The sequence below is a fragment of the Actinomyces culturomici genome, assembly GCF_900499005.1.
In the GTDB taxonomy this organism is placed as follows: domain Bacteria; phylum Actinomycetota; class Actinomycetes; order Actinomycetales; family Actinomycetaceae; genus Pauljensenia; species Pauljensenia culturomici.
The window spans coordinates 1539450-1564195 of the sequence record NZ_LS991316.1 but is presented as its reverse complement, the minus strand read 5'-3'; the positions used below and the strand labels follow the sequence as shown (position 1 = coordinate 1564195).

The following is a 24746-nucleotide window of genomic DNA, read 5'->3' as shown; positions in this document are numbered from 1 at the left end:
GGTACTATTGGGCGCGTGAACACGACTGCCCCCCGCCCCGTCCTCGTCGTCGATTTCGGCGCCCAGTACGCTCAGCTCATCGCCCGTCGCGTCCGCGAGGCGTCCGTCTACTCCGAGATCGTCCCCCACTCGATGCCCGTGGTGGACATGCTCGCGAAGGACCCCGCCGCGATCATCCTGTCGGGCGGCCCCTCCTCCGTTTACGAGGACGGCGCGCCGACCATCGACCCGGCGATCTTCGACGCGGGCGTCCCGGTCCTCGGCATCTGCTACGGCTTCCAGACGATGGCCCAGGCGCTCGGCGGCACGGTCGGCCGCACCGGCACCCGCGAGTATGGGCACACCGACGCGCAGGTCGCCTCCGACTCCTGCCTGTTCGGCGACACCCCGGCCGGCCAGGTCGTGTGGATGAGCCACGGGGACGCCGTCCAGGCCGCCCCCGCCGGATTCGAGGTCACCGCCTCGACCTCGGAAACCCCCGTCGCCGCCTTCGAGAACCGGGAGCGCAAGCTCTTCGGCCTCCAGTGGCACCCCGAGGTCGCGCACTCCGCCTACGGCCAGGACGCGCTGAAGAACTTCCTCTACGAGGTCGCCGGCATCGAGCCGACGTGGACCGCGGGCTCCATCGTCGACGAGCAGGTCGCGAAGATCCGCGCCCAGGTCGGCGACGCGCAGGTGATCTGCGCGCTGTCCGGCGGCGTCGACTCGTCGGTCGCTGCCGCCCTCGTCCACAAGGCGGTCGGCGACCAGCTCACCTGCTTCTTCATCGACCACGGCCTCCTGCGCGCCGGCGAGCGCGAGCAGGTCGAGGGCGACTACGCCCGCGGCATGGGCATCAGGGTCGTCACGGTGGACGAGTCCGAGCGCTTCCTCACCGCGCTCGCGGGCGTCTCCGACCCGGAGACGAAGCGCAAGATCATCGGCCGCGAGTTCATTCGCTCCTTCGAGGCCGCCCAGAAGCAGGTCATCGAGGCGATCGGCGCGAAGGGCGAGGTGAAGTTCCTCGTCCAGGGCACGCTCTACCCGGACGTCGTCGAGTCCGGCGGAGGCGAGGGCGCGGCGAACATCAAGAGCCACCACAACGTCGGCGGCCTGCCCGAGGACATGAAGTTCGAGCTCGTCGAGCCGCTGCGCACCCTCTTCAAGGACGAGGTCCGCGCCGTCGGCCGCGAGCTCGGCCTGCCCGACTACCTCGTTAACCGGCAGCCCTTCCCGGGCCCAGGCCTCGGCATCCGCATCATCGGCGAGGTGACGAAGGAACGGCTCGACATCCTGCGCGCCGCCGACCTCATCGCGCGCGAGGAGCTCACCGCCGCCGGTCTCGACTCCGAGATCTGGCAGTGCCCGGTGGTCCTCCTCGCCGAGGTCCGCTCCGTCGGCGTCCAGGGCGACGGCCGCACCTACGGCCACCCGATCGTCCTGCGCCCCGTGTCCTCCGAGGACGCGATGACGGCCGACTGGACGCGCTTGCCCTACGACGTCCTCGCGCGCATCTCGACGCGGATCACGAACTCCGTGCCCGAGGTCAACCGCGTCGTCCTCGACGTCACCTCGAAGCCGCCGGCCACGATCGAGTGGGAATGAGCGCGACTTCTCGCCGCCTGCGGACGCGCACGGAGCGTCCGCGGGCGGCGTCATTCTCAGGCTCTGGTGGGATCCGATGAGGGGAGCGCCGTGACCATCCGCGTGCTGCCGGCGACCTCGTTTGAGGACGTCGCCGCGATCGTCGGGCCGAAGCGGCCCGACGCGACCGTCTGTTGGTGCCTGAGCTACCGGATCGGCTCGAAGGAGAACGAGTCCCTGCGCGGACCGGCTCGCGGAGAGCGCGTCCGGGAGCTCGTCGCGCAGGATCCGCCGCCCGTCGTCCTCGCCTACGAGGACGACGAGGTCGTCGGCTGGTCCGCCGTCCATCCCCGCGCCGACACGAGCTTCGCGCGCAATCGGAGGATCCCGCACGTCGACGACCTCGACGTCTGGTCGCTCTGGTGCCTGCGAGTCCGTCCCGGCTTCCGCAAGAGGGGGATCACCGCCGCCCTCATCGACGGGGCCGTCGAGTTCGCGCGCTCCTACGGGGCGCCCGCCATCGAGGCGTACCCGGTCGACAACGCGGGGGAGCGCGTCGACCTCACGATGGCGTACGTCGGCACGCGCGCGATGTTCGAGCGCGCCGGATTCGAGGTCGCGAGTGAGACGACCTCGGTGCTCAACGGATTCCCGCGGATCATCATGCGCAAGGCGCTGATCTGAAGGAGTAGCGTCGCCGAGCGGCCCGGTGGCGAAGGATCCTACATCGTCGACAGCTCGTCGCCGGCAGCCCGCCGATCCGCCTCGAGGAAGCCGATGACCTTCTCGAGGTCGGACAGGACCTCGGTCGCGAGCGCGCGATGGACCTCGTCCGGGATCTCTTTGTCGGGCACGCAGATCACGGGGATTCCTGCGGCGTGGGCCGCCTCGAGTCCCATCTCCGAATCTTCGAGGACGAGGCATTCGGCGGGATCGACGCCGAGCCTGGAAGCGCCGAGCAGGAACACCTGCGGATCGGGCTTACCGCGAGTGACGTCCTCGGCGAAGACCCCGGCGGCGAAGCGGTCCGCGAGGCCGTGCGACTCGAGGATCGCGAGCGCCCGCTCCTTCGGAGAGGACGTCGTCACCGCACAGGGGTAGCCGTTCTCGCGCAGGTGGTCGAGGAGTTCGCGCGCCTTCGGCCTGAGGGGCACTCCGAGCGCGCGGGCACGGACCTCCTCGGCCCCGACGTGCGCGCACGCCTCCTCGACGGTCATGTTCAGTCCGTCGTTCGCGATAAAGTCGGCGACGATCTCGGAAATCGGCCGGCCGGACACCCCGGAGAGGTAGTCGGCGAGCGTGAACTCGCGGCCGACGCCCGCGAGCATGTCGCGGTAGATCCCGAAGAAGATCGACTCCGAATCGACGAGCAGCCCGTCGAAGTCGAAGAGGACGGCGCGGATCATCGGTACCTTCTCTCGCGGTGGGGGCTTTGCGGTGGGCGGCGGGTTGTGGCCGGTCGTAGGCGCGATATCAAGAGAGCTCGCGGCGACGATGAAGCGGATCCGGCTATCGATAGACGGTCGAGCGGTGTCCGATTTCAATCGTGAGAACGACGAGCTCGCGGTCGCGGATCTCGCAGAGGATCCGGTAGTCGCCGACGCGGTAGCGCCACTTCCCGGACAGGCCGGCGGTGAGGCCCTTCCCGTGCGCGCGGGGGTCGTCGCATCCGTCGATGTTCTTGAGGAGCCACGTGAGGAGAATTCTCCGCACGCCCGGATCGAGCTTCGCGAGTTGTGTGTCCGCCCTTCTCGAGAACTCGAGTCGCCACATATCAGAGGTACTTCTTCGCGATCTCGATCGCGGAGATCGTCGTCGGATCCTCCTCGAATTCAGCGTGCGCCTTCTCCCATGCGGCGAGGTCGAGATCATCCTCGATGCGCTCAAGGGCCGTTCGTCGCATGAATTCGGAGATCGTGGTCCCATGGACCTTCGCGTAGCTGGAGAGGAGGTCCTTCTCCTCATCGCTCAGGCGGATCGTCGTCGTGGTCGTCATGGTCGCACCTCCTGTGTGCGACAATGTAATACACGGGGTGCTAGGCGTCGAGGAGAACTCAGATGGCTGGTGTGGGGGGCATCTCTCAAAGGTCTGCCCAGGGTGCCCTTGGGGACGAGGGTGGGGAGGCTCGTTGCTCCCGCTGCTTGCGTCATAGGGGTTCCCAAGCTCAAGCCTCGAGAAAGGGCCCATCAAGCAAGCAGTGGGAGCAGTCGCCTCGGTCGGAGCATGAAGGAGGCGAGACGCTTGCGGGATCGACCGCATCCCCTCGACGTGCGAAGGTGATGCTCTCGATGAGGGAGGGGTGGGCGTTCGCGGTGAGTGGCGGCGCTTACAACCACTTTCGTCGCTTGAAGTACATGAGCGACCCGATCGCGACGAGCGCCGACACGGCGATGACGACCGGGTAGCCCCAGCGCGACGCGAGCTCGGGCATGTGGACGAAATTCATCCCGTACCATCCGGCGATGAGCGTGAGCGGCGCGAAGATCACCGTGACGATCGTGAGGACCGTCATGATGTGGTTCTGCTCGATGTCGAGGTGCATCTTGTAGAGGTCGCGCATCTGCATCGCCTGATCGCGCAGGCTCGACGCCTGGTCGCGCAGCTTGTCGAGCCGCCCGTAGATCGTCCGGAAGTAGCGGAGGTCGTCCTCGGCGAAGAAGCCGTTCTCGTTCTCCTCGAGGAGCTGGACGAGGTCCATGAGGTGGTCGTAGTGGTCGTCGAGGTCGCGGAGTTCCGACCGCATCTCGTTGATCCGCTCGGCGAGGCCCTCGGCGTGGTCGTGCATGATCGCGGTCTCCATCGCGTCGAGCTCGTGCTCGTAATCGCGCAGGAGGGGCGCGTCGCCGCGGATGATCTGGGCGAGGAAATCGGCGAGGAAGCGCTCGAGTCCGGGACGGCGCCAGCGCCGCGTGCGCTCGATCGCGCCGACGAGCTTCGCCGCGTTGTCGGCGGCGTCGATGAAGACGACGCCCTTCTCGTCGAGGGCGAAGGCAAAGCGCGCCTCGGGCAAATCGGGGTTCGCGCGGTCGGGGATGAAGATCGTGCCGGTGATCGCGTCGTAGTTCGCCTCGGCCTGGGTGTCGACGGACATTGCGATGTCGGGGTCGAACTCGATGCCCATGTCGTAGGCGTCGCGCCCCTCGGCCCACTCCTCGGGGGTGAGGATCGCGACGAAGGGGCGCGAGGATCCGCGCAGATCCGCCTCCTCGCAGGCGATCAGGCGCTCGTCGATGAGGTAGTGCACGCGTCCTCCTCCGCTCCCTGGGTTCGCGGGAAAGTCTGCCACGAGTGCGCGGCCTCACGGACGAGGCCGGGGCTCCCGGGTTGACTCGGCGGGGGAGAAGAGTAGTCTGAACACTGTTCAGTGAACAGTGTTCAGAAAGGGGCGTGGCCATGCCGAGGCAGACCATCGACAAGGATCGGCTCATCGACGCCGCCTACGCGATCGCCGAGGCCGAAGGGCTCTCCGCCCTCTCCGTCCGCAAGCTCGCCTCCGCCTGTGAGATCTCCATCGGCTCCGTCTACACCTACTTCCCGACGAAGACCGACCTCACGACTGCCGTCGTCGAGCGCTTCTTCGGCCGCGCCGTCTTCGACGAGTTCTGCCGCGTCCGCGAGGGCGAGCGCTTCGTCGACTATCTCCGGCGCCTCAAGGCGGCGATGGACGAGGCGATGGGGGAGTACGAATCCCGCTGGTTCGTCGAGATCCAGGCCCTGCCACCCGCCGAGCGGGAGGCCGGCCGGGCCGCGGGACTCGCCCGCTTCGCCCATATGGAGCGTGGCCTCGCCCTCGTCCTCGACGCCGACCCCACGATCCCCGACGGCGTTCTCGCCGGAGCGCTCGCTCCCGAGCGGCTCGCCGCCCTCGTCACCGAGCGGCTCCTCGCGTCCCTCCGCGAGCGGACCGACCTCGACACGCTCTTCGCCCTGCTCGACCGGGCCCTCGCTCCGCGCGACTGAGCGCCTTTCGCTTCTTGACTTCTGCGGCCGTTTCGTTGCCGCCCTCTTCTTCAGGAGAACTCATGCATCCGCTTCTCGCTGCCGCCGTCGTCTCGATCACCGCGGCCCTCGTCCTCTACACGATCGGCGTCTTCGGCGAGCGCCGCGCCGGAGTCCTCACCGGCCGCCACCTCGGCTTCTTCTGGGCCGGCTTCGTCTTCGACACGACCGGAACGACGATCATGTCGCGCATCGCGGCCGCCGAGGGCGGTGCGGGCCTTCAGCTCCACGCCTTCACCGGCGGGCTCGCCCTCGGGCTCATGGCCGCGCACGCCGTGTGGGCGACGGCGATCCTCGCGATGCGCAGCTCGCGCATGCGCGAGGGCTTCCATCGCTTCTCCATCGTCGTCTGGCTCGTGTGGCTGGTTCCCTACGTCATCGGCATGCTCCTCGGCATCCCCGCGATTCATCTCGGCCAGGGTGCCACGACCGGCGTCGCCCTCGCCGTCGTCGCACTCGTCGCCCTCGGGATCGGCATCGCCGACGCGCGGAGAACCGGCGCGCCCATCTTCGGGATCGCGAAGGAGAACCTCCTCATCATCGCGGGCGTCGTCTGGATGATCGCCGGGCTCAATGTTGCGATCCTCGGGATCCGGGCCGCCGCCTCCCTGGCGGGCGCGGCCTGGTGGTTCGCCCTGCTCCTCGCCGTCGGCGGCGTCGCGATCTTCCTCGCCTTCCACACGATGTTCGGGCGGATCGTCACGAAGAACGCCGCGCGGATGCGCGCCCTGCCCGGCGAGCTCCAGAGCCCGCTGCGCTTCCTCGACCTCAAGGGCTACCTCATCATGGCCGTCATGATGGGCGGCGGCTTCGGCCTGCGCGCCGCGGGCCTCGTCCCCGGATGGTTCGTCGCCTTCTTCTATACGGGCCTCGGCATCGCCCTCACGGGCGCCGGGTTCCTCCTCCACCGCGCCCGCGGCGAGGGCTGGGCCTTCCACGCCTCGACGCGTGCCCGGCTCGCGACCGCCTGAGGGACAGTCGGAGCATCGTCCGGACGGGTCCGACCGGCCCTCTCCGCACTCGACCCGCAAGAACGCACACAGTTTCTCCTTCGAGATCTCGACCCCTTCCCGCCGAATCCCTCTTGACGTGGGCATTCGGAAAACGGTGAGGAACGCGGATCGCTGAAGATTGGGAAACTGTGTGCGTTTCTGCAGGGGAGGGCGATGAATCCTGTGCAACCAGCGCCGATTTCGCGCGCGGGGCGGGAGCGACGACAATGATCCGCGTTGCCCGCGAAGGAGAACGACGAATGACCGAGCCCGCCCGAACGCACTCGACCGAAACGGCCGCCGATGCCCGCGGGGGAATCCTCCGCTTCGGCAGCGACTACATGGAGGGCGCGCACCCCGAAGTCCTCCAGCGCCTCGTCGAGACGAACTTCGAGCAGTCACCGGGCTACGGCACCGACGCGCGGTCGAAGCACGCGGCCGACCTCATCCGCGAGGCCTGCGAGAACCCGAGCGCCGAGGTCGTCTTCCTCTCCGGCGGCACGCAGGCGAACGCGACGATCATCGACTGCCTCCTCATGCCGTGGCAGGGGGTCATCGCCCCGACGACCGGGCACATCGCCGTGCACGAGGCTGGCATCATCGAGCGCGACGGCCACAAGGTCCTCACCGTCCTCGCCGTGGACGGCAAAATCGATGCCGCCGGCATCGAGGCCGTCGCGAGCCAGTGGAACGAGGACGCGAACCGCGACCACATGGTGATGCCCGGACTCGTCTACCTCTCGCAGCCGACCGAGTACGGCACCCTCTACTCGCGCGCGGAGCTCGAGGCGATCTCCGAGGTCGCCCACGGCTACGGCATGAACCTCTTCATCGACGGCGCGCGGCTCGCCTACGCGCTCGCCGCCCCCGACAACGACGCGACGCTTGCGGACCTCGCGCGCCTCGCCGACGCCTTCACCCTCGGTGGGACGAAGTGCGGCGCGCTCTTCGGCGAGGCCGTCGTCCTGCGCGAGGCCGGACTCGTCCCGCACCTCACCGCCCGGATCAAGCAGCACGGCGCGCTCTTCGCGAAGGGCCGGATCCTCGGCGCTCAGTACGAGGCCCTCTTCGAGGACCGTCTCTACGAGCGGATCGGCGCCCCCGCGATCGAGGCGGCGACGCGGATCCGCGCGACCCTCGACGAGCTCGGCTTCGAGCAGGCGATCCCCTCGACGACCAATCAGACCTTCATCGTCCTCGACCGCGACCGGGCGACCGAGTTCGGGCGCGAGGTCGAGTACGGCTTCTGGGAGAACCTCCCCGACGGGCGCGTCGTCATCCGGATCGCGACGTGCTGGGCGACCCGCGAGGCCGAGGTCGACGCGCTCCTCGAGGTCCTGCGCCGGGCCTGAGTGCGTGCTTCGCGCAGCGCGTGCTTCGCGCGTTGTGTGCCCGGGGTCGCGGCGGCCCGGCCCGCGAATACTCAATGGAGGGGTCGGTGCCAAGTGGAGGGGCTATTTCCCCTCCACTTGTCGTCAACTCCTCCATTCGTCGGGGGAGGGGGCGCTGTGATGAGTCTTGAGCGCTGTCGCCGGCTCCGGACGCGGGTCTGAATGCGAGGTCCGTGTGTTGAGGGGCTGATGCTCAATGGAGGGGTTGGCGACAACAGGAGGCGTTATATCCCCTCCACGTGTCGCCAACCCCTCCACTCGGGCGTGCGGGGCGCGGAGTCGGCCCCTCGCCCCGACCGGGCGGGCGCCCGATCAGAGGTTCGACTGGAAGAACTCTGCGACCCGCTCCCACGGGATCGCGCCGGTCGCGCCGCCGTCGTAGAGGTCGGTGTGCGAGGCGCCCGGAACGATGACGAGCTCCTTGTTGTCCGGGTTGACGCCGCCGGCGAGCTTTTCGAAGGCGGTTTCGCCCATGTAGCGCGAGTGAGCCTTCTCCCCGTGGAGGATCATCACGGCGTTCTCGATCTCGTCGATGTAGTGGAGGAAACGGGCATTGGCGTACGCCTGGGTCCCGGTGACCGTCCACCCGTCCGTCGAGTTCAACGAGCGCGGGTGGAAGCCGCGCTCCGTCTTGTAGTAGTCGAAGTAGTCCTTGACGAAGAAGGGCGCGTCCTCGGGGAGGGGATCGACGACGCCTCCGACACGGGGGCGCTCGCCGGTCGCGGCGATTCGCGTGCGGGCGGCGGCGAGGGCTTTGCGGGCCTCGTTGCGGGTGGCCGCGTCATCGGCGGAGTCGAAGTAGCCGTTGCCCGCAACGCGGGTCATGTCGTACATCGTCGAGGCGAGGGTCGCTCGGATCCGAGGGGCGGCGGCCGCCGCGTTGAGGGCGATGCCGCCCCACCCGCAGATGCCGATGACTCCGATCCGGTCGGCGTCGACGTCCTGCCGGGTCGTCAGGTAGTCGACGGCGGAGAGGAAGTCCTCGGTGTTGATGTCGGGCGACGCGGTGTAGCGGGGCGTTCCGGAGGACTCGCCGGTGAAGGACGGGTCGAAGGCGAGAACGAGGAAGCCGCGCTCGGCCATCGTCTGCGCGTAGAGGCCGGACGCCTGCTCCTTGACGGCGCCGAAGGGACCGGAGACCGCGAGTGTGGGAAGCGGCGAGGTCGCGCCCTTCGGCGCGTAGAGGTCCGCGGCGAGGACGGTGCCGTAGCCGGTCGAGAACTGGATCTTCTCATGGACGAACGCCTCGGAGAGGGGGAATGTCTTGTCCCATTCGGCGCTGAGGGTGAGCGAATCGGGGGTCATGTCTGCTCCATTCGTCGGATTGAGGGGCGCCCTCGTCGATGACATGGACGCCGTGACGATTCAGTTCTACGATCTAAAGCTGACTTCAGGTCAAGGTGAATGGAGGAGTGATCTCGTGCACACGATCGGCGAGGTGTCGAGGATGTTCGGCCTGCCCGTCTCCACGCTGCGGTACTACGACTCGATGGGCCTGCTGCCGGGAATGGAGCGCAGCGGCGGGAATCGTCGATTCGGGGAGGCTCAGCTCGAGTCCCTCCGCGTCATCGAGTGCCTCAAGGGCTCGGGCCTCGAGATCAAGGACATCAAGCGATTCATGGAGCTGTGCGAGGACGGCCCGCGAACCTATCCGGAGCGCAAGGCGCTCTTCGACGCCCAGCTCGAGAGGGTCGACGAGAAGATCGCCGAGCTCCAACGCGTCCGCGCGATGATCGAGTTCAAGCGCTGGTACTACGCACGCGCCCTCGAGGAGGGGAGTGAGGACTTCGCCGAGGGCCTCCCCGAGATCCTCCCCGCCGACGTCCGCGCGAACTACGAGCTCGCTCACTAGCGCCATCGACGAGGCCGCGGCGGCGAACCCTGCACGACGGGCATGGCAATCCCGGTGCGCCTCCGCGCCGATGCTCCATTGCTCAGGTGCTCACCGGAGGGATTGGCGACACAAGGAGGGGGTATATCCCCTCCACGTGTCGTCATCCCCTCCACTTGGGCGTGCGGGGCGCGGAGCCAGTCCTCCACGTGTCGTCACCCCCTCCACTTGGGCGTGCGGGGCGCGGAGCCAGTCCTCCACGTGTCGCCAACCCCTCCACTCGGGTGAGTGGTGTGTCAGCCCGCGACTGGGCGCGCTCCTGATCCGCCCGTCGCGAGCGCGCCCCCGCGGTGCGAGAGTGACCTCGTCGCCGCGGGCAGCTCGTCATCGACGAGGACGGGGCCGCGGGTCCATCGATGGAGGACGACGAAGGAGAACCCCCTGAAGTACACGACGCTCGGCGAATCCGGCATCGAGATCCCGCGCCTGTGCATCGGCGGCATGAGCTTCGGGAAGGTCGTCCCCGACTTCCACCAGTGGGTCGCCGACCAGGAGACGACCCAGAAGATCCTCGCGCGCGCACTCGAGCTCGGCGTCACCTTCATCGACACCGCGAACACCTACGCGCGCGGGACGAGCGAGGAGTTCATCGGAACCTCGCTGAAGAACCTCGGCGTCAAGCGCGAGGACGTCGTCCTCGCCTCGAAGGTCTTCTTCAACGAGGGCGCCCTCTCGAAGGAGGCGATCGCCCGCGAGATCGAGGGGACGCTCGAGCGCCTCGGCACCGACTACCTCGACCTCTACATCATCCACCGCTTCGACTGCTCGACCCCGATCGAGGAGACCCTCGAGGCGCTCCACGCACTCGTCGAAGCGGGGAAGGTCCGGGCGCTCGGCGCGTCCGCGATGTACGCCTACCAGCTCCACAACATGCAGGTCGCCGCCGACGCGAACGGGTGGACGCGGTTCTCGAGCATGCAGAACCACTACAACCTCCTCTACCGCGAGGACGAGCGCGAGCTCATCCCGGTCGCCCGGCAGTACGGAATGGCGCTCACGCCCTACAGCCCGCTCGCCTCGGGTCATCTCACGCGCCCGACCTGGGACTCCGACTCGGTTCGCTCGACGACCGACGGCACCATGCGGAACAAGTACGACCGCGACCGTGAGATCGACATGCCGATCATCGCGCGCGTCGCCGAGGTCGCCGAGCATCACGGCGTCCCCATGGCCGACGTCGCCCTCGCCTGGCACTGGGCGAAGGGCGTCGAGGCCCCGATCGTCGGGTGCTCCTCGCCCGCACGGGTCGAGGACGCCGTTCGCGCCCTCGACCTCGTGCTCGACGCGGAGGAGATCGACTACCTCGAGGAGCCCTACCTCCCGCACGCCCTCGTCGGGCCGCTCGCCCGGCCGGGCGAGGCGCCCCTCGCCGGGACGACCCAGTCGCAGGCCCCGGTCGTCAAGTAGGGCGCCGTCCTCGCGGTGACCAACGCCTCCGCCTCGTAAGGCCCACCGGATCGAAGTCGCAGGCCCGATCGGATAGTGTGCCCAGAGCGCCCCGTCGGGCGCGGCAGGCCCCCGGCACGGCGGCACGACCGAAAGGCTGGTCCACCCATGGACGAGGCGAAGTGGGGGATCCTCATCGGCGTCCTCGCGGCGCTCGGATGCGAAGTCCTCTTCGGGCTCTCGTACTCCTTCACGAAGAACGCGATGCGCTCGGCGGACGAGATCGACCTCCTCGGATGGCGGTTCCTCGCGGCCCTCCTCGCGATCCTCCTCCTGCGGGCGATGCGGGTCGTCCGCACCGACTACCGCTCGAAGGGCGTCACCCCGATCCTCTTCCTCCTCCCGCTCTTCAGCCCGGTGCTCTACTTCGTCGGCGAGACCTGGGGCATCTCCCACACGACCGCGTCCGAATCCGGCGTGCTCCTCGCCGCGATCCCCGTCGTCGCGATCGTCGCGTCCTCGCTCATCCTCAAACGGCGCCCGACGCGCCGCCAGGTCATCGGGATCCTCACGACCCTCATCGGCGTCATCGGCGCGGTCGCCGCGACCGGCCTCGAGCTCACCTTCTCGCCGATCGGCTACGGCTTCCTCGCGCTCGCGGTCATCGCGTACTCGCTCTACGCCGTCTACCTCGAGTCGGCGTCGCGCTACACGAACGTCGAGATCACGCTCGTCATGCTCGCCGAGGGCTTCGCCGTCTTCGGCGGGCTCTTCCTCGTGAAGAACGCGGCGGCCGGAACGCTCGGCCGCGCCCTCGCCCTGCCCTTCGAGTCCCCGGCCTTCGCGATCGCCGTCCTCTACCAGGGGATCGGCTGCTCGATGCTCGCGTTCTTCCTCGCGAACATCGCGATCGGGCGCCTCGGCGTCAACCGCGCCGCCTCCTTCGTCGGCGTCTCGACGGTCGTCGGGATCCTCGCCGGCGTCGTCGCCCTCGGCGAGCCCTTCACGCTCCTGCGCGGCCTCGCGACCGTCCTCATCCTCACGGGCGTCTACATCGCGAACTCGTCCTTCGGATTCCCGAGGGCGAGGCGCCGCCCCCTGTCAGTGGAGGCGTCCGACCGGGCATAGGGGAGGGGCGGCCCCCTTTCGGGAAGCCGCCCCTGCGCCCTCGTTGATGATCCCGAGCGGGATCGTCGGAAGCGCGGATGCTCAGAGCGCCGCGTACTCCTCGTCGGAGACGGGCTCGAGCCACTCGTTCGAGGTGTCTTCGCCGGGGACGGCGAGCGCGAGGTGCGAGAACCACGAATCCTTGCGGGCGCCGTGCCAGTGCTTGACGTTCGCGGGGATCGTGACGACGTCGCCGGGGGCGAGGGGACGGGCGGGCTCGCCCTCCGCCTGGTACCAGCCGAGGCCGTCGACGCAGATGAGGAGCTGTCCGCCGCCGGAGGTTGCTCGGTGGACGTGCCAGTTGTTGCGGCAGCCGGGCTCGAAGGTGACGTTCGAGACGCCGAGGGTCGCCTCGGGGCCGGTGAGCGGCTTGAGGTAGGACTGCCCGATGAAGTACTGGGCGTAGGCGTCGTTCGGCTCGCCCTGTCCGAAGACGCCGCCGTGCTCCTCGATCTCGTCGGCCCACACGTCGGTCGCGAAACGGAAGGCGCCCCATGCGTTCGGCCAGCCGGCGTAGAAGGCGACGTGGGTGAGGATGTTCGCGATCTCGGAGCGGGTGACGCCGTTCGTCTTCGCGGTCTGGAGGTGGTAGCGGAGCGACTCGTCGACGATGCCCTTGGAGACGAGGGCGGTGACGGTGACGATCGACCGGGTCTTGAGGTCGAGTCCGGCCTCGTTCGACCAGACCTCGCCGAAGAGGACGTCGTCGTTGAGGGAGGCGAACTGGGGGGCGAAGTCGCCGAGGGCGTCGCGGCCGGCTGTCTGAACGACCATGGGGATTCCTTCTTCCTTCTGAGAGTCGTCGCTCCGGCGGGCTCCCCGGTCGGGTGGGCGGCCGGTCGCCGGAGGGTCTGGTACCACGCTAACAGAACGACGTTCTCTTATCAATCCCTCTCGTGCGATTCGCCGCCCCGGCCTCGTCCCACGTCGTTCCATGTGCGCGAATGCTGGACGTCGCCGCGACGCCGCCCGGTGCCGGGGCTACCGTGCGACCGATGAACGACACCGACGACCGCCCCGCGCGACGCGCCTCTCGACCGTCCTCGCGCTCTCCCTCGCCGCCTGCGTCCTCTACGGAGTCGGCGCCGGCACCCGCGGCGACGTCGGGATCCTCCTCCACCCGCTCGCCGATCGGACCGGCCTCTCCTACGCGAGCGTCTCCCTCTGCATCGCCGTCATGCAGCTCCTCTTCGGCGCCTCGCAGCCCTTCTTCGGGATGCTGTCGATCCGCCGCTCCAACCGCTTCGTCCTCGAACTCGGGATCGGGCTGCTCGCCGCCTCCTTCCTCGGCATGATCGCCGCGCACTCCTTCTGGCCCTTGATGCTCTCACTCGGCGTCCTCTTCGGGCTCGGCACCGGAGCGGTGAACTACGGGCTCATCCTCACCTCCCTCATGCGCTACGTCGGACCGAGTCGGGCGATGCTCGTCGCCGGCATGCTCAACGCCGCCGCCGGGCTCGGCTCCTTCACGCTCTCCCCGGTCCTCGAGGGACTCGTCGCCGCCGGCGGCATCCCCCTCGCACTGTCGGTGATGTGCGCGCCCCTCGCGGCGCTCGTCCCTATCGCCCTCCTCATCACGTGCGCCGACCCGCCCTCGGGAAGCCTGCGCGCCCCGCGCGGAACGATCGACGAGGGCGAGAGCCGCGGGTCCATCCGGACGGCGTTTGCGAGCGCCGACTTCCGATTCCTCCTCGCTGGCTTCTCCACCTGCGGCTTCCACATGGTGATCATCGAGTCGCACCTCTACTCGCAGTTCGTCTCCTACGGGATCGACTCGCGGGCGGCGGCCTGGGCGTTCTCCGTCTACGGGATCGCGACGATCGCCGGGGCGCTCCTCTTCGGGTACCTCGCGACGCGCTTCCACAAGGGGAGGCTCCTCGGCGGCTACTACGGATTCCGTGCGATCTGGACGCTCCTCTTCCTCTTCGCCGCCCCGAAGAACGTCGTCACCGCCGTGATCTTCAACATCGGGCTCGGCCTCACCGGGGATGCGACCGTCGCGCCGACCTCGGGGCTCGTCAACCAGTGGTTCTCGCTTAAGCACGTCTCGACGATCATCGGCGTCCTCTTCTTCGGCCACCAGATCGGCGCGTTCTTCTCCGCGTGGCTCGGCGGGATCCTCGTCTCGCGGACCGGGTGGTACGTGCCCGTGTGGCTCATCGGCGTCGCCCTCTGCGCATTCGCCGCGGTGATGAGCCTCCTCGTCGCCGACCGGTCGCGCGAGGGCGCCGCTACCGTGGAGGCATGATCCCGCTCGCCGCCACCGCCGAACGCGCGTGGGGGAGGACCCGGCGCGTCCTCGCGCGCGGACTGTTCCTCCTCGTCGCGCTCGTCTCGGTCCTCCTCCTCGTCTACGTCGTCCTCGACCTCGCCGCCGGCGCCTCCTCGCCGCGCGATCCCATGACGTGGATCCAGATCGGGCTCATCGGACTCGACGCCGTCGGCTGCCTCGCGATCGTCGTCTACGACTTCACGCTGGCGAACAGGGGCGCCCGACTCGTCGCCCGCCTCACGGTCGGCGCGGTCATCGCCGCCCTCGTCCTCGACCTCGCCCGCCACGGGGTTCAGGCGACCCAGCTCTTCTTCCTCCTCCAGATCGCCCTCATCGTCGGCTTCCAGACCGCGACCGACGCGGAGCTGCGCCGCGGGCACCGCCTCGCCGCCCCGTGGGAGATCTCCGAGGACCCGACGCGAGCGAGATGCATCCCCCTCAACTTCTTCAACCTCTTCTGGGTGTTCGCCGTGGCCTCCCTCGTCGGGCTGCTCGTCGAACTCCTCTGGCACCTCCTGAAGACCGGCCAGTACGAGGACCGGGCCGGGCTCCTCTGGGGACCCTTCAGCCCGATCTACGGGTTCGGCGCCCTCCTCATGACGATCGCGCTTAACCGGTGGTGGAACTCCTCGAAGCTCGTCGTCCTTCTCGTCTCCGGCGTTATCGGCGCCTCCTTCGAATTCGCCGTCTCCTGGTGGTTGGAGAAGGCCTTCGGGATCGTCGCCTGGGACTACTCGGGGACCTTCCTCAACATCGACGGTCGGACGAACTTCGCGTACTTCTGCGCCTGGGGTGTCCTCGGACTGGTGTGGATCCGGCTCCTCCTGCCCGACCTCCTCCAGCTCGTCGACCGGATCCCGCTGCGCTGGCGCGCGGTCGCGACGATCCTCGCGGCCCTCGTCCTCCTCATCGACGGGGCGATGACGCTGCTCGTCCTCGACCGCTGGCACGCCCGCGACGAGGGCGAAGCCCCGACCGGCGCGATCACCCGCTACATCGACGCCCACTACGACGACGCGTTCATGAAGGAGCGCTTCCAGACGATGGACTTCGGGAGCGTCGCGGGGGATACGGCGCAGTCGGAGTAGGCGCGACGCCGGGGTGAACGGGCGACGAGAGGCCCTCGCGCTCAGAGGATCGCGAGGGCGAGGGTCGCCGCGACGATGAGGGCGAGGCCGGCGAGCGCCCGTCCGTCCAGCCTCTCGCCGAGGACGATCCGGGCGAACACGATCGAGACGAGGATCGAGAGCTTGTCGATCGGCACGACTCCCGACGCCGGGCCCGTCTGGAGTGCCCGGTAGAAGAACAGCCAGGACGCGCCCGTCGCGAGGCCAGAGGCGAGGAGGAATCCCGCCTCCCGCCGCTCGATTCCGCGCAGCCCCGCGCTCTTCCCGCGTCCGAGCACGATCGCGAAGGCGAGGATCGCGACGACGACCGTGCGGATCGCGGTGGCGAGATCGGAGGGCACCGACTCGACGCCGAGCTTCCCGAGGACCGACGTCAGCGCCGCGAAGAGGGCCGAGCCGCAGGCCCACGGGAGCCATGCTCCGAGCCGGACCGGTGCCGCGGCCGCGCCCTCGTCGCTTCGGGGGATCATGAGGAGGGCGCCGACGAGGTAGACGACGACCGCCGCGAGCTTGAGCGGCGAGGCGCCCTCGCCGAGGAGGAGCAGCGCGAGCAGGACGGTGAGCGGCGTCGACGCCTTGTCGATCGGGGTGACGGCCGAGACCGGGCCGGTCGCGAGCGCGTGGAAGTAGCAGATCCACGAGGCGCCGGTCGCGAAGCCCGAGGCGATGAGGAAGCCCCAGGCCGAGGCGGGGATGTGCGCCAGCGCCGTCAGGGAGCCGCTCGCGGCGGCGACGATCCACGCGAGGACGAGGACGACGCCGGTCCGCGCGGCCGTCGCGACGTCGGAGTCGGTCGATTCGACGCCGAGCTTCGCGAGGATCGCCGTCAGGCCCGCGAACAGCGCCGACATCGACGCCGCGAGGATCCACACGAGGCACCGCTCCCTTCCAGCGACAGGGTACGCCGGGCGCCGCCCCCGCCCTCGCCCTCAATGCCGACCCCGCTCGACACCGCGAGAGCATCACCTTCCCTCGTCGAAAGCATGGCGGTTTCAGGCGGTGAGTGCAACGGCGTTGTCGTCGAGTAATTTTTGCATGAGTTCGGCGGGTGTTTTCCAGCCGTGGCGTTTGCGGGGTCGGGTGTTGAGTTGGCGTTCGGCCTCGGCGAATGCTTCTGGGGGATAGTCGTTCAGGTCGGTGCCTTTAGGGAAGTAGTCGCGCAACAGGCCGTTGGTGTTCTCGTTGGACCCGCGCTGCCAGGGCGAATGCGGGTCGGCGAAATACACCTTCGTTTTGGTCCGGCTGGTCAGGTCTTTCGCGTTCGCCATCTCCCCTCCCTGGTCCCACGTGATCGTCTCGCGAAGCGTGAGCGGGAAAGGGCTGATAATGTCGGCGAGCACGTCGATCACACTTGCCGTGTCGTGGCACGCTGGCAGGGGCCGGACGAGCAGGTAGCCCGTGGTGCGTTCCACCAGGGTGATCGCGGCGCTCTTGTTGTTCGCCCCCACGATCAGATCCCCCTCCCAATGGCCCGGAACCTGGCGTCCTTCCACCTCTTGGGGCCGGTCCACGATCCTGGCGCCCTCCACCCACGACTTCCCCTTCGAGCGCGCCAGAGCCAGCGGCGAACGCGCCAGGCGACGCGTGCGCCCCGACCGCAACGCCTTTTCCACCTTGAGCTCTTGACGCAACGCGCCGCGCCCATGCACATACAGGGCCTGATAGATCGTCTCCGGGCTGATCGTCACCCCCCTATTGTCCCCACACGCCCAGGCCCGCGAGATCTGCTCAGGCGACCAGTGCTCGTTAAGCTTGGCGACCACGAAGGCGCGCAGCCGAGGATCCTCCAGCTTGAACGGCTTGGGACGAGCCCGCCTCCCGGCAGCCTCCTCATGAGCGCGTACCGCCCGATACTGGCCGCCCCCACGATCCAACTCCCGCTTCACCGTCGAGGCCGCCACCCCAAGCTCGCGGGCGATCCCCCGCATGCTCATCCCCTGACCGTGCAAGTACTCGATGAGCTGGCGGCCCCCGATCGTCAACCGGGCCCCATGCCCGACCCCGCTGACCAGCCCCTCCACAGGGTCTGCGGGCGCACTGCCCACCCACCCGCCTCGCGAACCCACACGAAACGTCATGCCCCAATCTTTGGCCCACTTGCGGATCGTGCACACCGCGACACCCACCCGCAAATGCACCTGCCTAACCGGCACACCCTCAATCAGCAGATCCAACACCTGGCGGCGAACCGCCTCAGAACAACGAAAACCCACAGCAACCACCCCACACACTCAAGGCGTTGCACTCACCACCTGAAACCGCCCATCACCTTCCCTCGTCGAGGGGATCTCCGCTTCCCTTCATCGGACGCCTGCTGCGCCCTCGTCGATCGCGATCGGAGCCGGCGGCCGGGGAGTGGCGGCCGAGGGCGATGACCTCCCCGCGATGATGTAATGACGTCGCGACAGGCCGCCAGGAGACGGCCGAAAGCGGACGGAGGAGGGCGAGGCGATGGCGGAGGCCGCGACGGCGGACGAGACCGCGGTGAAAGCGAGCGGCGTGCGGCTGAGGCGCGCGACGGCGGCGGATCTCGACGCGATCGCCGCGCTCGAAGCGCTCGCGTTCCCGCCGACCGAGGCCGCCCCGCGGACCGCCTACGCCGACCGGCTCGCGACCTACCCCGAGCACATCCTCCTCGCGGTCGCCGAGGACGGGGCCGTCGACGCGGAGGGGGTCGCCGGGACAGAGAAGCCCGCCGGCACCGGGACCCTGCTCGCCTTCGTCGTCGCGCTCGCGACGAACCGGCGCGACCTCGCCGACGACATGTTCGCCGACGCCTCGATCCACGATCCCGACGGCGACTGGCTGATGATCCTCTCCGTCGCCTCGCACCCCGGCCATCGCGGCGCCGGGCACCCGACCGCGCTCCTGCGGCTCCTCATCGACGACGCGCGCCGCGAGGGGCGGACCGGCCTCGTCCTCACGTGCAAGGCGGCGAAGCTCGGCTATTACGCGCGGCTGGGGTTCATCGACGAGGGCGTGAGTGCCGAATCCGAGCACGGGGGCGAGGAGTGGAATCAGATGCGACTCGTCCTCGACGCCGAATAGGCGGGCGCCGGAGGAGCGGGGCGGTCGCTCCGCGGCGTGCGCGACGCCGTCGCTGCAGGCGCAGGACCTCGCGGGGCGGGGCGCACGGCTTCATCGCTCAAGGCGCATGACCTCGCAGGGGGTTCCCCGGATCGACGATTGCGAACCGGTTCCGAAACTCGAAGTCGCGAGCGGAGCGGCGCGCGGGCGCTTACCGTTGAAGGACCCCGCCCATCGACCTCAGAGGTGAAGCCGACAGTGCCGTCCGGGATCGCGAAACTCCTCGTCAGCGCGCGATACGTGATCTTCTCGATCATGGTCGCCGCCACGGTCGTGTGCGCGTTCCTCGTCCCGAAGGTCGGAGTCATCACCGACATGGCGGAATTCCTCCCCGCTGATTCGCCGATGCGCGCGGGCCTGGCGATCATGGAGGACGAGTTCCCCGACTCCAAGGAACTCTCGACGACCCGCGTGATGTTCGCCGGGCTCGCCGACTCGGACGAGAAGCGGATCCTCCAGACGCTCGAGAAGATCCCGAACGTCGACGCCGTCGCCTACGAGGCCGATTCCCCGATCTACCACGAGGGCGACAAGACCCTCTACATCGTCCAGTCGACCGCCGCCTACGGATCCGCGCAGGACCAGGCGATCCAGAGCACGATCGAGGAGAAGCTCGCCGCCGACTCGCCCGTCATCCGCTCCGACAACCCCTCTCCCTCGTCCGAGCTGCCGCTGTGGATCGTCATGGTCGCGGTCGGACTCCTCGCGCTCATCCTCTTCATCATGTGCGCGTCATGGCTCGAACCCGTGCTGTTCCTCGTCGCGATCGGCATGGCCGTCGTCCTCAACCTCGGGACGAACCTCATCCGCGGTTCGATCGCCGACATCACCTTCACGATCGGGGCGATCCTCCAGCTCGTCCTCTCGATGGACTACTCGATCATCCTCATGAACCGGTACCGGCAGGAGAAGCCGGGCGCCGCGACCCCCGCCGAGGCGATGACCCGCGCGATCCGCGGCGCGTTCTCCTCGATCGTCTCCTCCTCGATGACGACGGTCGTCGGCCTCCTCATGCTCTGCTTCATGTCGCTGGGGATCGGCCTCGACCTCGGCATCGCCCTCGCCAAGGGCGTCTTCCTCTCGATGGTCGCCGTCTTCACCGTCCTGCCGACCCTCATCCTCTGGTTCGACAAGGCGATCGCGGCGACCGCGAAGCCCTACTGGCACCCGAATCTCGCCGGCCTCGCAAGGGTCGAGCACCGGCTCCGCTGGCCGATCCTCCTCGCGTTCATCGCCCTCTTCGCCGGAACCGCCGTCACCGCCGCCGGCACGCCCGTCGCCTACACGCTGAGCAAGGACGACCCCATCGCCGACGTGTTCCCCAAGGAGAACCCCGTCGTCCTCGTCTACGACAACACGGACGAGGCCGCGGCCGGGGCGCTCGCCGAGCGGATCGGCTCCGAGTCCTTCGTCCGGTCGGTCGCCTCGCAGTCCTCGACGATCGGGAAGCAGCGGAGCCTCGCCGACATGAAGAGCGCTTTGGCGGAGATGGGCGACGGGTCGCTCTCCCTCGACGACGACGCTCTCGCCCTCGTCTACTACCTCGCCCACGACGGGCGGGCGACGCAGGACATGACCCTCGCGGAGTTCGTCGACTTCGTTCGCTCCGACGAGACGATCGCCAATCGGCTCGACCCGACGATGAGCGCACGGCTCGACCAGATCGTCCCCTACCTCGATCGGGAGAAGCTCGTCGTGCCGCTCGGCGCTGCCGGCCTCGCCTCCGTCCTCGGAATGAGCGAGGAGGAGGCCCGCGGGATCCTCCTCTACCACGCGATGACCGACCCGACGATCGGCTCGGACGCGATGACGCTGCCCGAGTTCGTGTCCTTCGTCCAGAACGACCTCGCGAACGATCCGGAGTACTCGTCGCTGCTCGCCGGGCACGCGATCGACCAGGTCCGCCAGATGGCCCGCTTCACGGATGCCGCCGCGATGACGACGCCGATCGGCTCGGGGGAGATGGCCGCGCTCCTCGGGCTCGACCCGACCGAGACGGCGCTCCTCTACGCGCAGCGGATGGCCGCGTCCGGCGCCTACTCGAACGTCTCGAAGCCCCTGCCCGAGATGGTCGCGGCCGTCCGCTCCCTCGTCGCGTCCGTGCCCGAGGCGTCCGCCTCGATGAGCGACGAGCAGAAGGCGGGCCTCGAGAAACTCGCCGTCCTCGCCGACCAGCAGACGGTGACGACGCAGATGAATGCGGCGGGCCTGTCGGCGATCTTCGGGATCCCCGCCGAACAGGTGACCGCCCTCCTCGTCGCGCGGGCCCAGGCCTCCGGCCGGATGAGCGGATTCGACCCCTCGACCCTCACTGCGAGCCCCGCCGAATTCGTCGCCTTCCTCAACGCCGCCCTCGCAGACCCCGCGAGCCCCCTCGCCGCCGGGTTCACCGACGAGCAGAAGACGCAGCTCGCCGGCCTTGCGGCCATCATCGGAGCCTCGGCCTCCGGCGCGCCCGTGAGCGTCTCGGACTTCGCGGCGATGACGGGCATCGACCCGTCCGTCGTCGCCCTCGCCCTCGCCGTCGCGGACATCCCCACCGCGGGCGCCGGCTGGACGTACACCCCCCAGGAGATCGTCGCCGCCCTCGACGAAGACCCGCGCACCGCCGCCTCCGGGCGAGGGGACGACATCGCGCGCCTGCGGACGATCATCGACGACTCGATCAGCGGAACCGCCTACTCGCCCTCGAAACTCGCGGGCCTCACCGGGATGAGCGACGCGCAGGCCAGGCAACTCGCCCTTCTGCGAACCTCGAAGTACGGGGACTCGAGCTCCTGGTCGATGACCGCGCAGGACGCCCTCGCCTTCGTCGTCGACACGATGCTCACCGGCCAGCAGACCTCTTCGAGGTTCACCGCCTCCCAGGCCGAGCAGCTGCGGAGCCTACGGGCGATCGTCGGCTCGGTCGTCGACCAGACGCGGTACACGCCCGAGAAGCTCGCCTCCTTCCTCGGAAGGATCGGACAGGCCGTCGAGGTCCCGCAGATCCAGCTCGCCTACCTCGCGCACGCCGCGAAGGACTGGGACTCCTCGACGGCGACCCTCTCGATCGCCCAGCTCGTCAAGACCCTGTCGAAGGACGTCGTCGACGACGCCCGCTTCGCCCCCTTCGTCGACGCGAAGTCGCGCGCCGCCATCGCCGACGCGGACGATCAGATCGCCGACGCCGTCCTCGAACTCGTCGGTCCGCACCACTCGCGGATGGTCATCACGACGACCCTGCCCGCCGAGTCCGCCGACACCGAGGCCTTCGTCTCCGACCTCGAGAAGACCTGCGCCGCCGACTTCTCGAAAGGATGCCGGCTCGTCGGCGACTCGGTCCTCATCCACGAGATGAGCCGCTCCTTCTCCACCGAGATGTCCCTCATCTCCTGGCTGACGGCCGCCTCGATCTTCGCGGTCGTCGCCCTCACCTTCTTCTCCCTGTCGGTGCCGCTGCTCCTCGTCCTCCTCGTCCAGTGCGGCGTCTTCATCACGATCACGACGATCGGGCTCCAGGGATACTCGAACTACTACCTCGCCCAGCTCATGGTCCAGTGCATCCTCATGGGCGCGACGATCGACTACGGGATCCTCCTCACCACCCAGTACCGGGAGGTCCGCCGGTCCCTGCCGCCGCCCGAGGCGCTCGCGCGCGCGTACGACCGGTCGATCCACACGATCGCCACCTCCGGGTCGATCATGATCGTCGTCACCGGCATCCTCGGCTACCTCTTCGAGAACCCGACGGTCGGCCAGATCTGCCGGACGATCTCGATCGGCGCGCTCGCCGCGACGATCCTCATCGTCTTCGTCCTCCCGGGCCTTCTCACCGCCCTCGACCGCTTCGTCGCCGGGCGCGGTCGCCTCGGGAACGTCAAGCACGCGGCCGCGGACTCCGCCGAGTGAGCGCACTCCTCTCCCCGTAGGCTGGGGGAGTGGATCTCCTCGTCGTCTCCGTCGCCGGACTGCTCGCCATCGCCGTGTGCGCGCAGCTGTCACCGCGCATCGGCGTCGCGTCCCCCCTGATCCTCCTCGCGCTCGGTGCGGGCATCGGATTCCTCCCCTGGGTGAGCCCGATCGAACTCTCGCCGGCGATCGTCCTCGAAGTGATCCTCCCGCCGCTCCTCTTCGGCGCCGCGGCCTCGATGCCCGTCATGGACTTCCGGCGCGAGCTCACGGCCGTCGCCGGACTCGCGATCGGCCTCGTCGTCCTCACCGCGGTCGCCCTCGGGCTCCTCGTTCACGCCCTCGTCCCCGCGATCCCGATCCCGTGGGCGGTCGCCCTCGGCGCCGTCCTCTCTCCGACGGACGCCGTCGCGGTCTCCATCGCCAAGGGGCAGGGCGTCTCCCACCGGATCATCACGATCCTCGAAGGCGAGGGTCTCTTCAACGACGCGACCGCCCTCGTCCTCCTCTCCTCCGCGACCGCGGCCGCGCTCCAGGTCGACGCCGACGCGCTCGCCCCGATGCAACTCGGATTCGACTTCCTCCTCGCGCTCGCGGTGGCGATCGCCGTCGGCCTCGCCGTCGGGGAGCTGGGGATCCGCATCCGCTCGCGCATCACGCAGCCGGCCGCCGACACGGTCTTCTCCTTCGTCATGCCCTTCCTCGCGTCGATCCCCGCCGAGCACCTCGGCGGCTCCGGCCTCGTCGCCGCGGTCGTCGCCGGACTCGTCGTCTCCCACCGGCGCGCCGCCATGCTCCCGGCGATGAACCGCCGCTTCGCCCAGCAGAACTGGCGCACGGTCGAACTCGTCCTCGAGGGCGTCGTCTTCCTCACGATGGGCCTCCAGGCGTTCGGCATCGTCGAGGAGGTCTCGGCCTCGTCGGTCGGGCTCAGAATCGGGCGCGCCGCCCTCGTCTCCCTCGCCGTTGGAGCGCTCGCGATCGTCCTGCGGGCCGCCTTCGTCGCCCCCTTCCTCGCGTTCCTCGCCCACCGTCGCCGGCACACGCGTGCCCGCTACGAGCGCAACGAGGAGAAGCTCCAGATGATCGAGGAGCGCATCGCCCACGCGTGCGACGTCGACGACGAGCTCCTCGCGGCGCGCAACATGTCGAAGGCGAAGTGGGACAAGGCGGTACGCCAGTGGCACCGGCGCCTCGAACGGGTCTGGCGCAAGCAGCGCCGCCGCGGCAACGATCTCGCCTACGTCTCGCGCGAGCCCCTCGGCCCCCGCGAGGGCGCTGTCGTCGTGTGGGCGGGCATGCGCGGGGCGGTCACCCTCGCCGCCGCCCAGACGCTTCCGCTGTCGGCGCCCGCCCGTGCCTTCCTCCTTCTCATCGCGCTCCTCGTCGCGGCCGGTTCTCTCGCGATCCAGGGACTCACGCTCCCGCTCCTCATTCGGCTCGTCAAGCCCCTCACCGCCGAGGACTCCCACGACGACGCCGAGCGCGACCGCCTCCTCGCGCTGCTCGGCTCGACCCTCAAGGAGTCTGCGCTCGCCCAGGCGATGAGCGAGCGCTCCGGTGCGCCCCGCTTCACGCGCATCGGCTCGTCGATGGCGCTCACCCGGGCCCATCCCCACGACGGCGACGAGGCCGTGGCCGCGCCGTCGGCGCGGGAATCGGGCGAGGGGGAGACCCTCGAGGGCGAAGTCCTTGAAGAGGGCTCGCTGCCGCCGCTCACCGAATCGGAGATCAAGCTCCTCGCCATCGAGGCGATCCGCGAGCAGCGCGAGGCGCTCATGGAGGCGCGCGACGAGGGGGTGTTCTCCTCGGCGGCCCTCGAGCACGCGCTCGAGCGGCTCGATCACGAGGAGATCATGCTCACCTCCCTCTACTGAGCGCCGGCCCCGTCCTCGTCCCCCCCGCTCCGCGAGGTCGTGCGCCTGTGGTTGCGAGCTGACCGGATCAGTGGTCCGCCCGCCGCGGGCCGGGCCCCGCCC

Annotated in this window: 21 protein-coding genes; 13 read left to right on the top strand and 8 right to left on the bottom strand. The window is 69.2% G+C overall.

Annotated elements, in window-relative coordinates; all coding sequences use genetic code 11:
- Positions 1–15: 15 nt before the first annotated feature.
- Together guaA and DY157_RS06885 are read left to right on the top strand one after the other, a co-directional pair.
- The gene (gene guaA / locus DY157_RS06890) at positions 16–1584 is read left to right on the top strand and encodes a glutamine-hydrolyzing GMP synthase (protein WP_115727813.1); all 1569 of its coding nucleotides are present in this window, start codon (positions 16–18) and stop codon (positions 1582–1584) included.
- Between the two features lie 90 nt (positions 1585–1674).
- Positions 1675–2247, top strand: a complete 573-nt coding sequence (locus DY157_RS06885) for a GNAT family N-acetyltransferase (protein WP_115727812.1) — start codon at positions 1675–1677, stop codon at positions 2245–2247.
- A gap of 38 nt (positions 2248–2285) precedes the next feature.
- Here the strand turns inward: DY157_RS06885 and DY157_RS06880 are convergent, their stop codons facing one another.
- From DY157_RS06880 to DY157_RS06865, 4 genes are all read right to left on the bottom strand, one after another.
- Positions 2286–2969, bottom strand: coding sequence for an HAD family hydrolase (locus DY157_RS06880; RefSeq protein ID WP_115727811.1), 684 nt, complete (start codon positions 2967–2969; stop codon positions 2286–2288).
- Between the two features lie 103 nt (positions 2970–3072).
- Positions 3073–3336 carry a type II toxin-antitoxin system RelE family toxin gene (locus tag DY157_RS06875; protein ID WP_115727810.1) on the bottom strand — a complete coding sequence of 88 codons (264 nt, stop codon included), beginning with the start codon at positions 3334–3336 and terminating at the stop codon, positions 3073–3075.
- Position 3337: 1 nt separating this feature from the next.
- Positions 3338–3559 (bottom strand): type II toxin-antitoxin system RelB family antitoxin, encoded by a 222-nt coding sequence (gene relB / locus DY157_RS06870; protein ID WP_115727809.1) that lies wholly within the window; start codon positions 3557–3559, stop codon positions 3338–3340.
- 331 nt (positions 3560–3890) lie between these two features.
- Entirely contained in the window at positions 3891–4808 is a 918-nt protein-coding gene (locus DY157_RS06865) for a magnesium transporter CorA family protein (protein ID WP_115727808.1), read from the bottom strand.
- A gap of 149 nt (positions 4809–4957) precedes the next feature.
- Here DY157_RS06865 and DY157_RS06860 point away from each other — a divergent pair, with 149 nt between their 5' ends.
- The 3 genes from DY157_RS06860 to DY157_RS06845 all read left to right on the top strand — a co-directional run bounded on the left by DY157_RS06860 (position 4958) and on the right by DY157_RS06845 (position 7907).
- Positions 4958–5524: a TetR/AcrR family transcriptional regulator gene (locus DY157_RS06860; RefSeq protein ID WP_115727807.1), complete on the top strand. Its 567-nt coding sequence runs from the start codon at positions 4958–4960 to the stop codon at positions 5522–5524.
- A 62-nt stretch (positions 5525–5586) separates the two neighbouring features.
- Positions 5587–6534 (top strand): HsmA family protein, encoded by a 948-nt coding sequence (locus DY157_RS11920; protein ID WP_218938059.1) that lies wholly within the window; start codon positions 5587–5589, stop codon positions 6532–6534.
- 281 nt (positions 6535–6815) lie between these two features.
- Positions 6816–7907, top strand: coding sequence for a threonine aldolase family protein (locus DY157_RS06845; RefSeq protein ID WP_115727806.1), 1092 nt, complete (start codon positions 6816–6818; stop codon positions 7905–7907).
- A gap of 351 nt (positions 7908–8258) precedes the next feature.
- On the opposite strand, the gene DY157_RS06840 is transcribed toward DY157_RS06845, so the two are convergent.
- Positions 8259–9251, bottom strand: coding sequence for an alpha/beta hydrolase (locus tag DY157_RS06840; protein WP_115727805.1), 993 nt, complete (start codon positions 9249–9251; stop codon positions 8259–8261).
- Between DY157_RS06840 and DY157_RS06835 the strand changes: the two genes are divergently transcribed.
- From DY157_RS06835 to DY157_RS06825, 3 genes are all read left to right on the top strand, one after another.
- Positions 9250–9798: a MerR family transcriptional regulator gene (locus DY157_RS06835; protein ID WP_218938058.1), complete on the top strand. Its 549-nt coding sequence runs from the start codon at positions 9250–9252 to the stop codon at positions 9796–9798. The genes DY157_RS06840 and DY157_RS06835 overlap by 2 nt on opposite strands.
- A 270-nt stretch (positions 9799–10068) precedes the next feature.
- Entirely contained in the window at positions 10069–11244 is a 1176-nt protein-coding gene (locus DY157_RS06830; RefSeq protein ID WP_235827092.1) for an aldo/keto reductase, read from the top strand.
- Positions 11245–11391: 147 nt separating this feature from the next.
- Positions 11392–12351 carry a DMT family transporter gene (locus DY157_RS06825; RefSeq protein ID WP_115727803.1) on the top strand — a complete coding sequence of 320 codons (960 nt, stop codon included), beginning with the start codon at positions 11392–11394 and terminating at the stop codon, positions 12349–12351.
- 81 nt (positions 12352–12432) lie between these two features.
- Here the strand turns inward: DY157_RS06825 and DY157_RS06820 are convergent, their stop codons facing one another.
- On the bottom strand, positions 12433–13164 hold the full coding sequence (locus DY157_RS06820; protein ID WP_174232134.1) for a carboxymuconolactone decarboxylase family protein: 732 nt from the start codon (positions 13162–13164) through the stop codon (positions 12433–12435).
- Positions 13165–13324: 160 nt separating this feature from the next.
- On the opposite strand from DY157_RS06820, the gene DY157_RS06815 reads away from it, so the two are divergent.
- Together DY157_RS06815 and DY157_RS06810 are read left to right on the top strand one after the other, a co-directional pair.
- Positions 13325–14638 (top strand): MFS transporter, encoded by a 1314-nt coding sequence (locus tag DY157_RS06815; RefSeq protein ID WP_115727802.1) that lies wholly within the window; start codon positions 13325–13327, stop codon positions 14636–14638.
- Positions 14635–15750 (top strand): putative ABC transporter permease, encoded by a 1116-nt coding sequence (locus DY157_RS06810; RefSeq protein WP_115727801.1) that lies wholly within the window; start codon positions 14635–14637, stop codon positions 15748–15750. Before DY157_RS06815 ends, DY157_RS06810 begins: the two co-directional genes overlap by 4 nt.
- A gap of 41 nt (positions 15751–15791) precedes the next feature.
- On the opposite strand, the gene DY157_RS06805 is transcribed toward DY157_RS06810, so the two are convergent.
- Entirely contained in the window at positions 15792–16661 is an 870-nt protein-coding gene (locus tag DY157_RS06805) for an EamA family transporter (RefSeq protein ID WP_115727800.1), read from the bottom strand.
- Positions 16662–16781: 120 nt separating this feature from the next.
- The gene (locus DY157_RS06800; RefSeq protein ID WP_160159474.1) at positions 16782–17963 is read right to left on the bottom strand and encodes an IS30 family transposase; all 1182 of its coding nucleotides are present in this window, start codon (positions 17961–17963) and stop codon (positions 16782–16784) included.
- 277 nt (positions 17964–18240) lie between these two features.
- On the opposite strand from DY157_RS06800, the gene DY157_RS06795 reads away from it, so the two are divergent.
- From DY157_RS06795 to DY157_RS06785, 3 genes are all read left to right on the top strand, one after another.
- Positions 18241–18837 (top strand): GNAT family N-acetyltransferase, encoded by a 597-nt coding sequence (locus tag DY157_RS06795; protein ID WP_115727798.1) that lies wholly within the window; start codon positions 18241–18243, stop codon positions 18835–18837.
- Between the two features lie 237 nt (positions 18838–19074).
- Positions 19075–22767 (top strand): efflux RND transporter permease subunit, encoded by a 3693-nt coding sequence (locus tag DY157_RS06790; protein ID WP_115727797.1) that lies wholly within the window; start codon positions 19075–19077, stop codon positions 22765–22767.
- Between the two features lie 29 nt (positions 22768–22796).
- Complete coding sequence (locus DY157_RS06785) at positions 22797–24644, top strand: cation:proton antiporter (protein ID WP_115727796.1); 1848 nt, start codon at positions 22797–22799, stop codon at positions 24642–24644.
- The last annotated feature ends 102 nt before the right edge of the window (positions 24645–24746 follow it).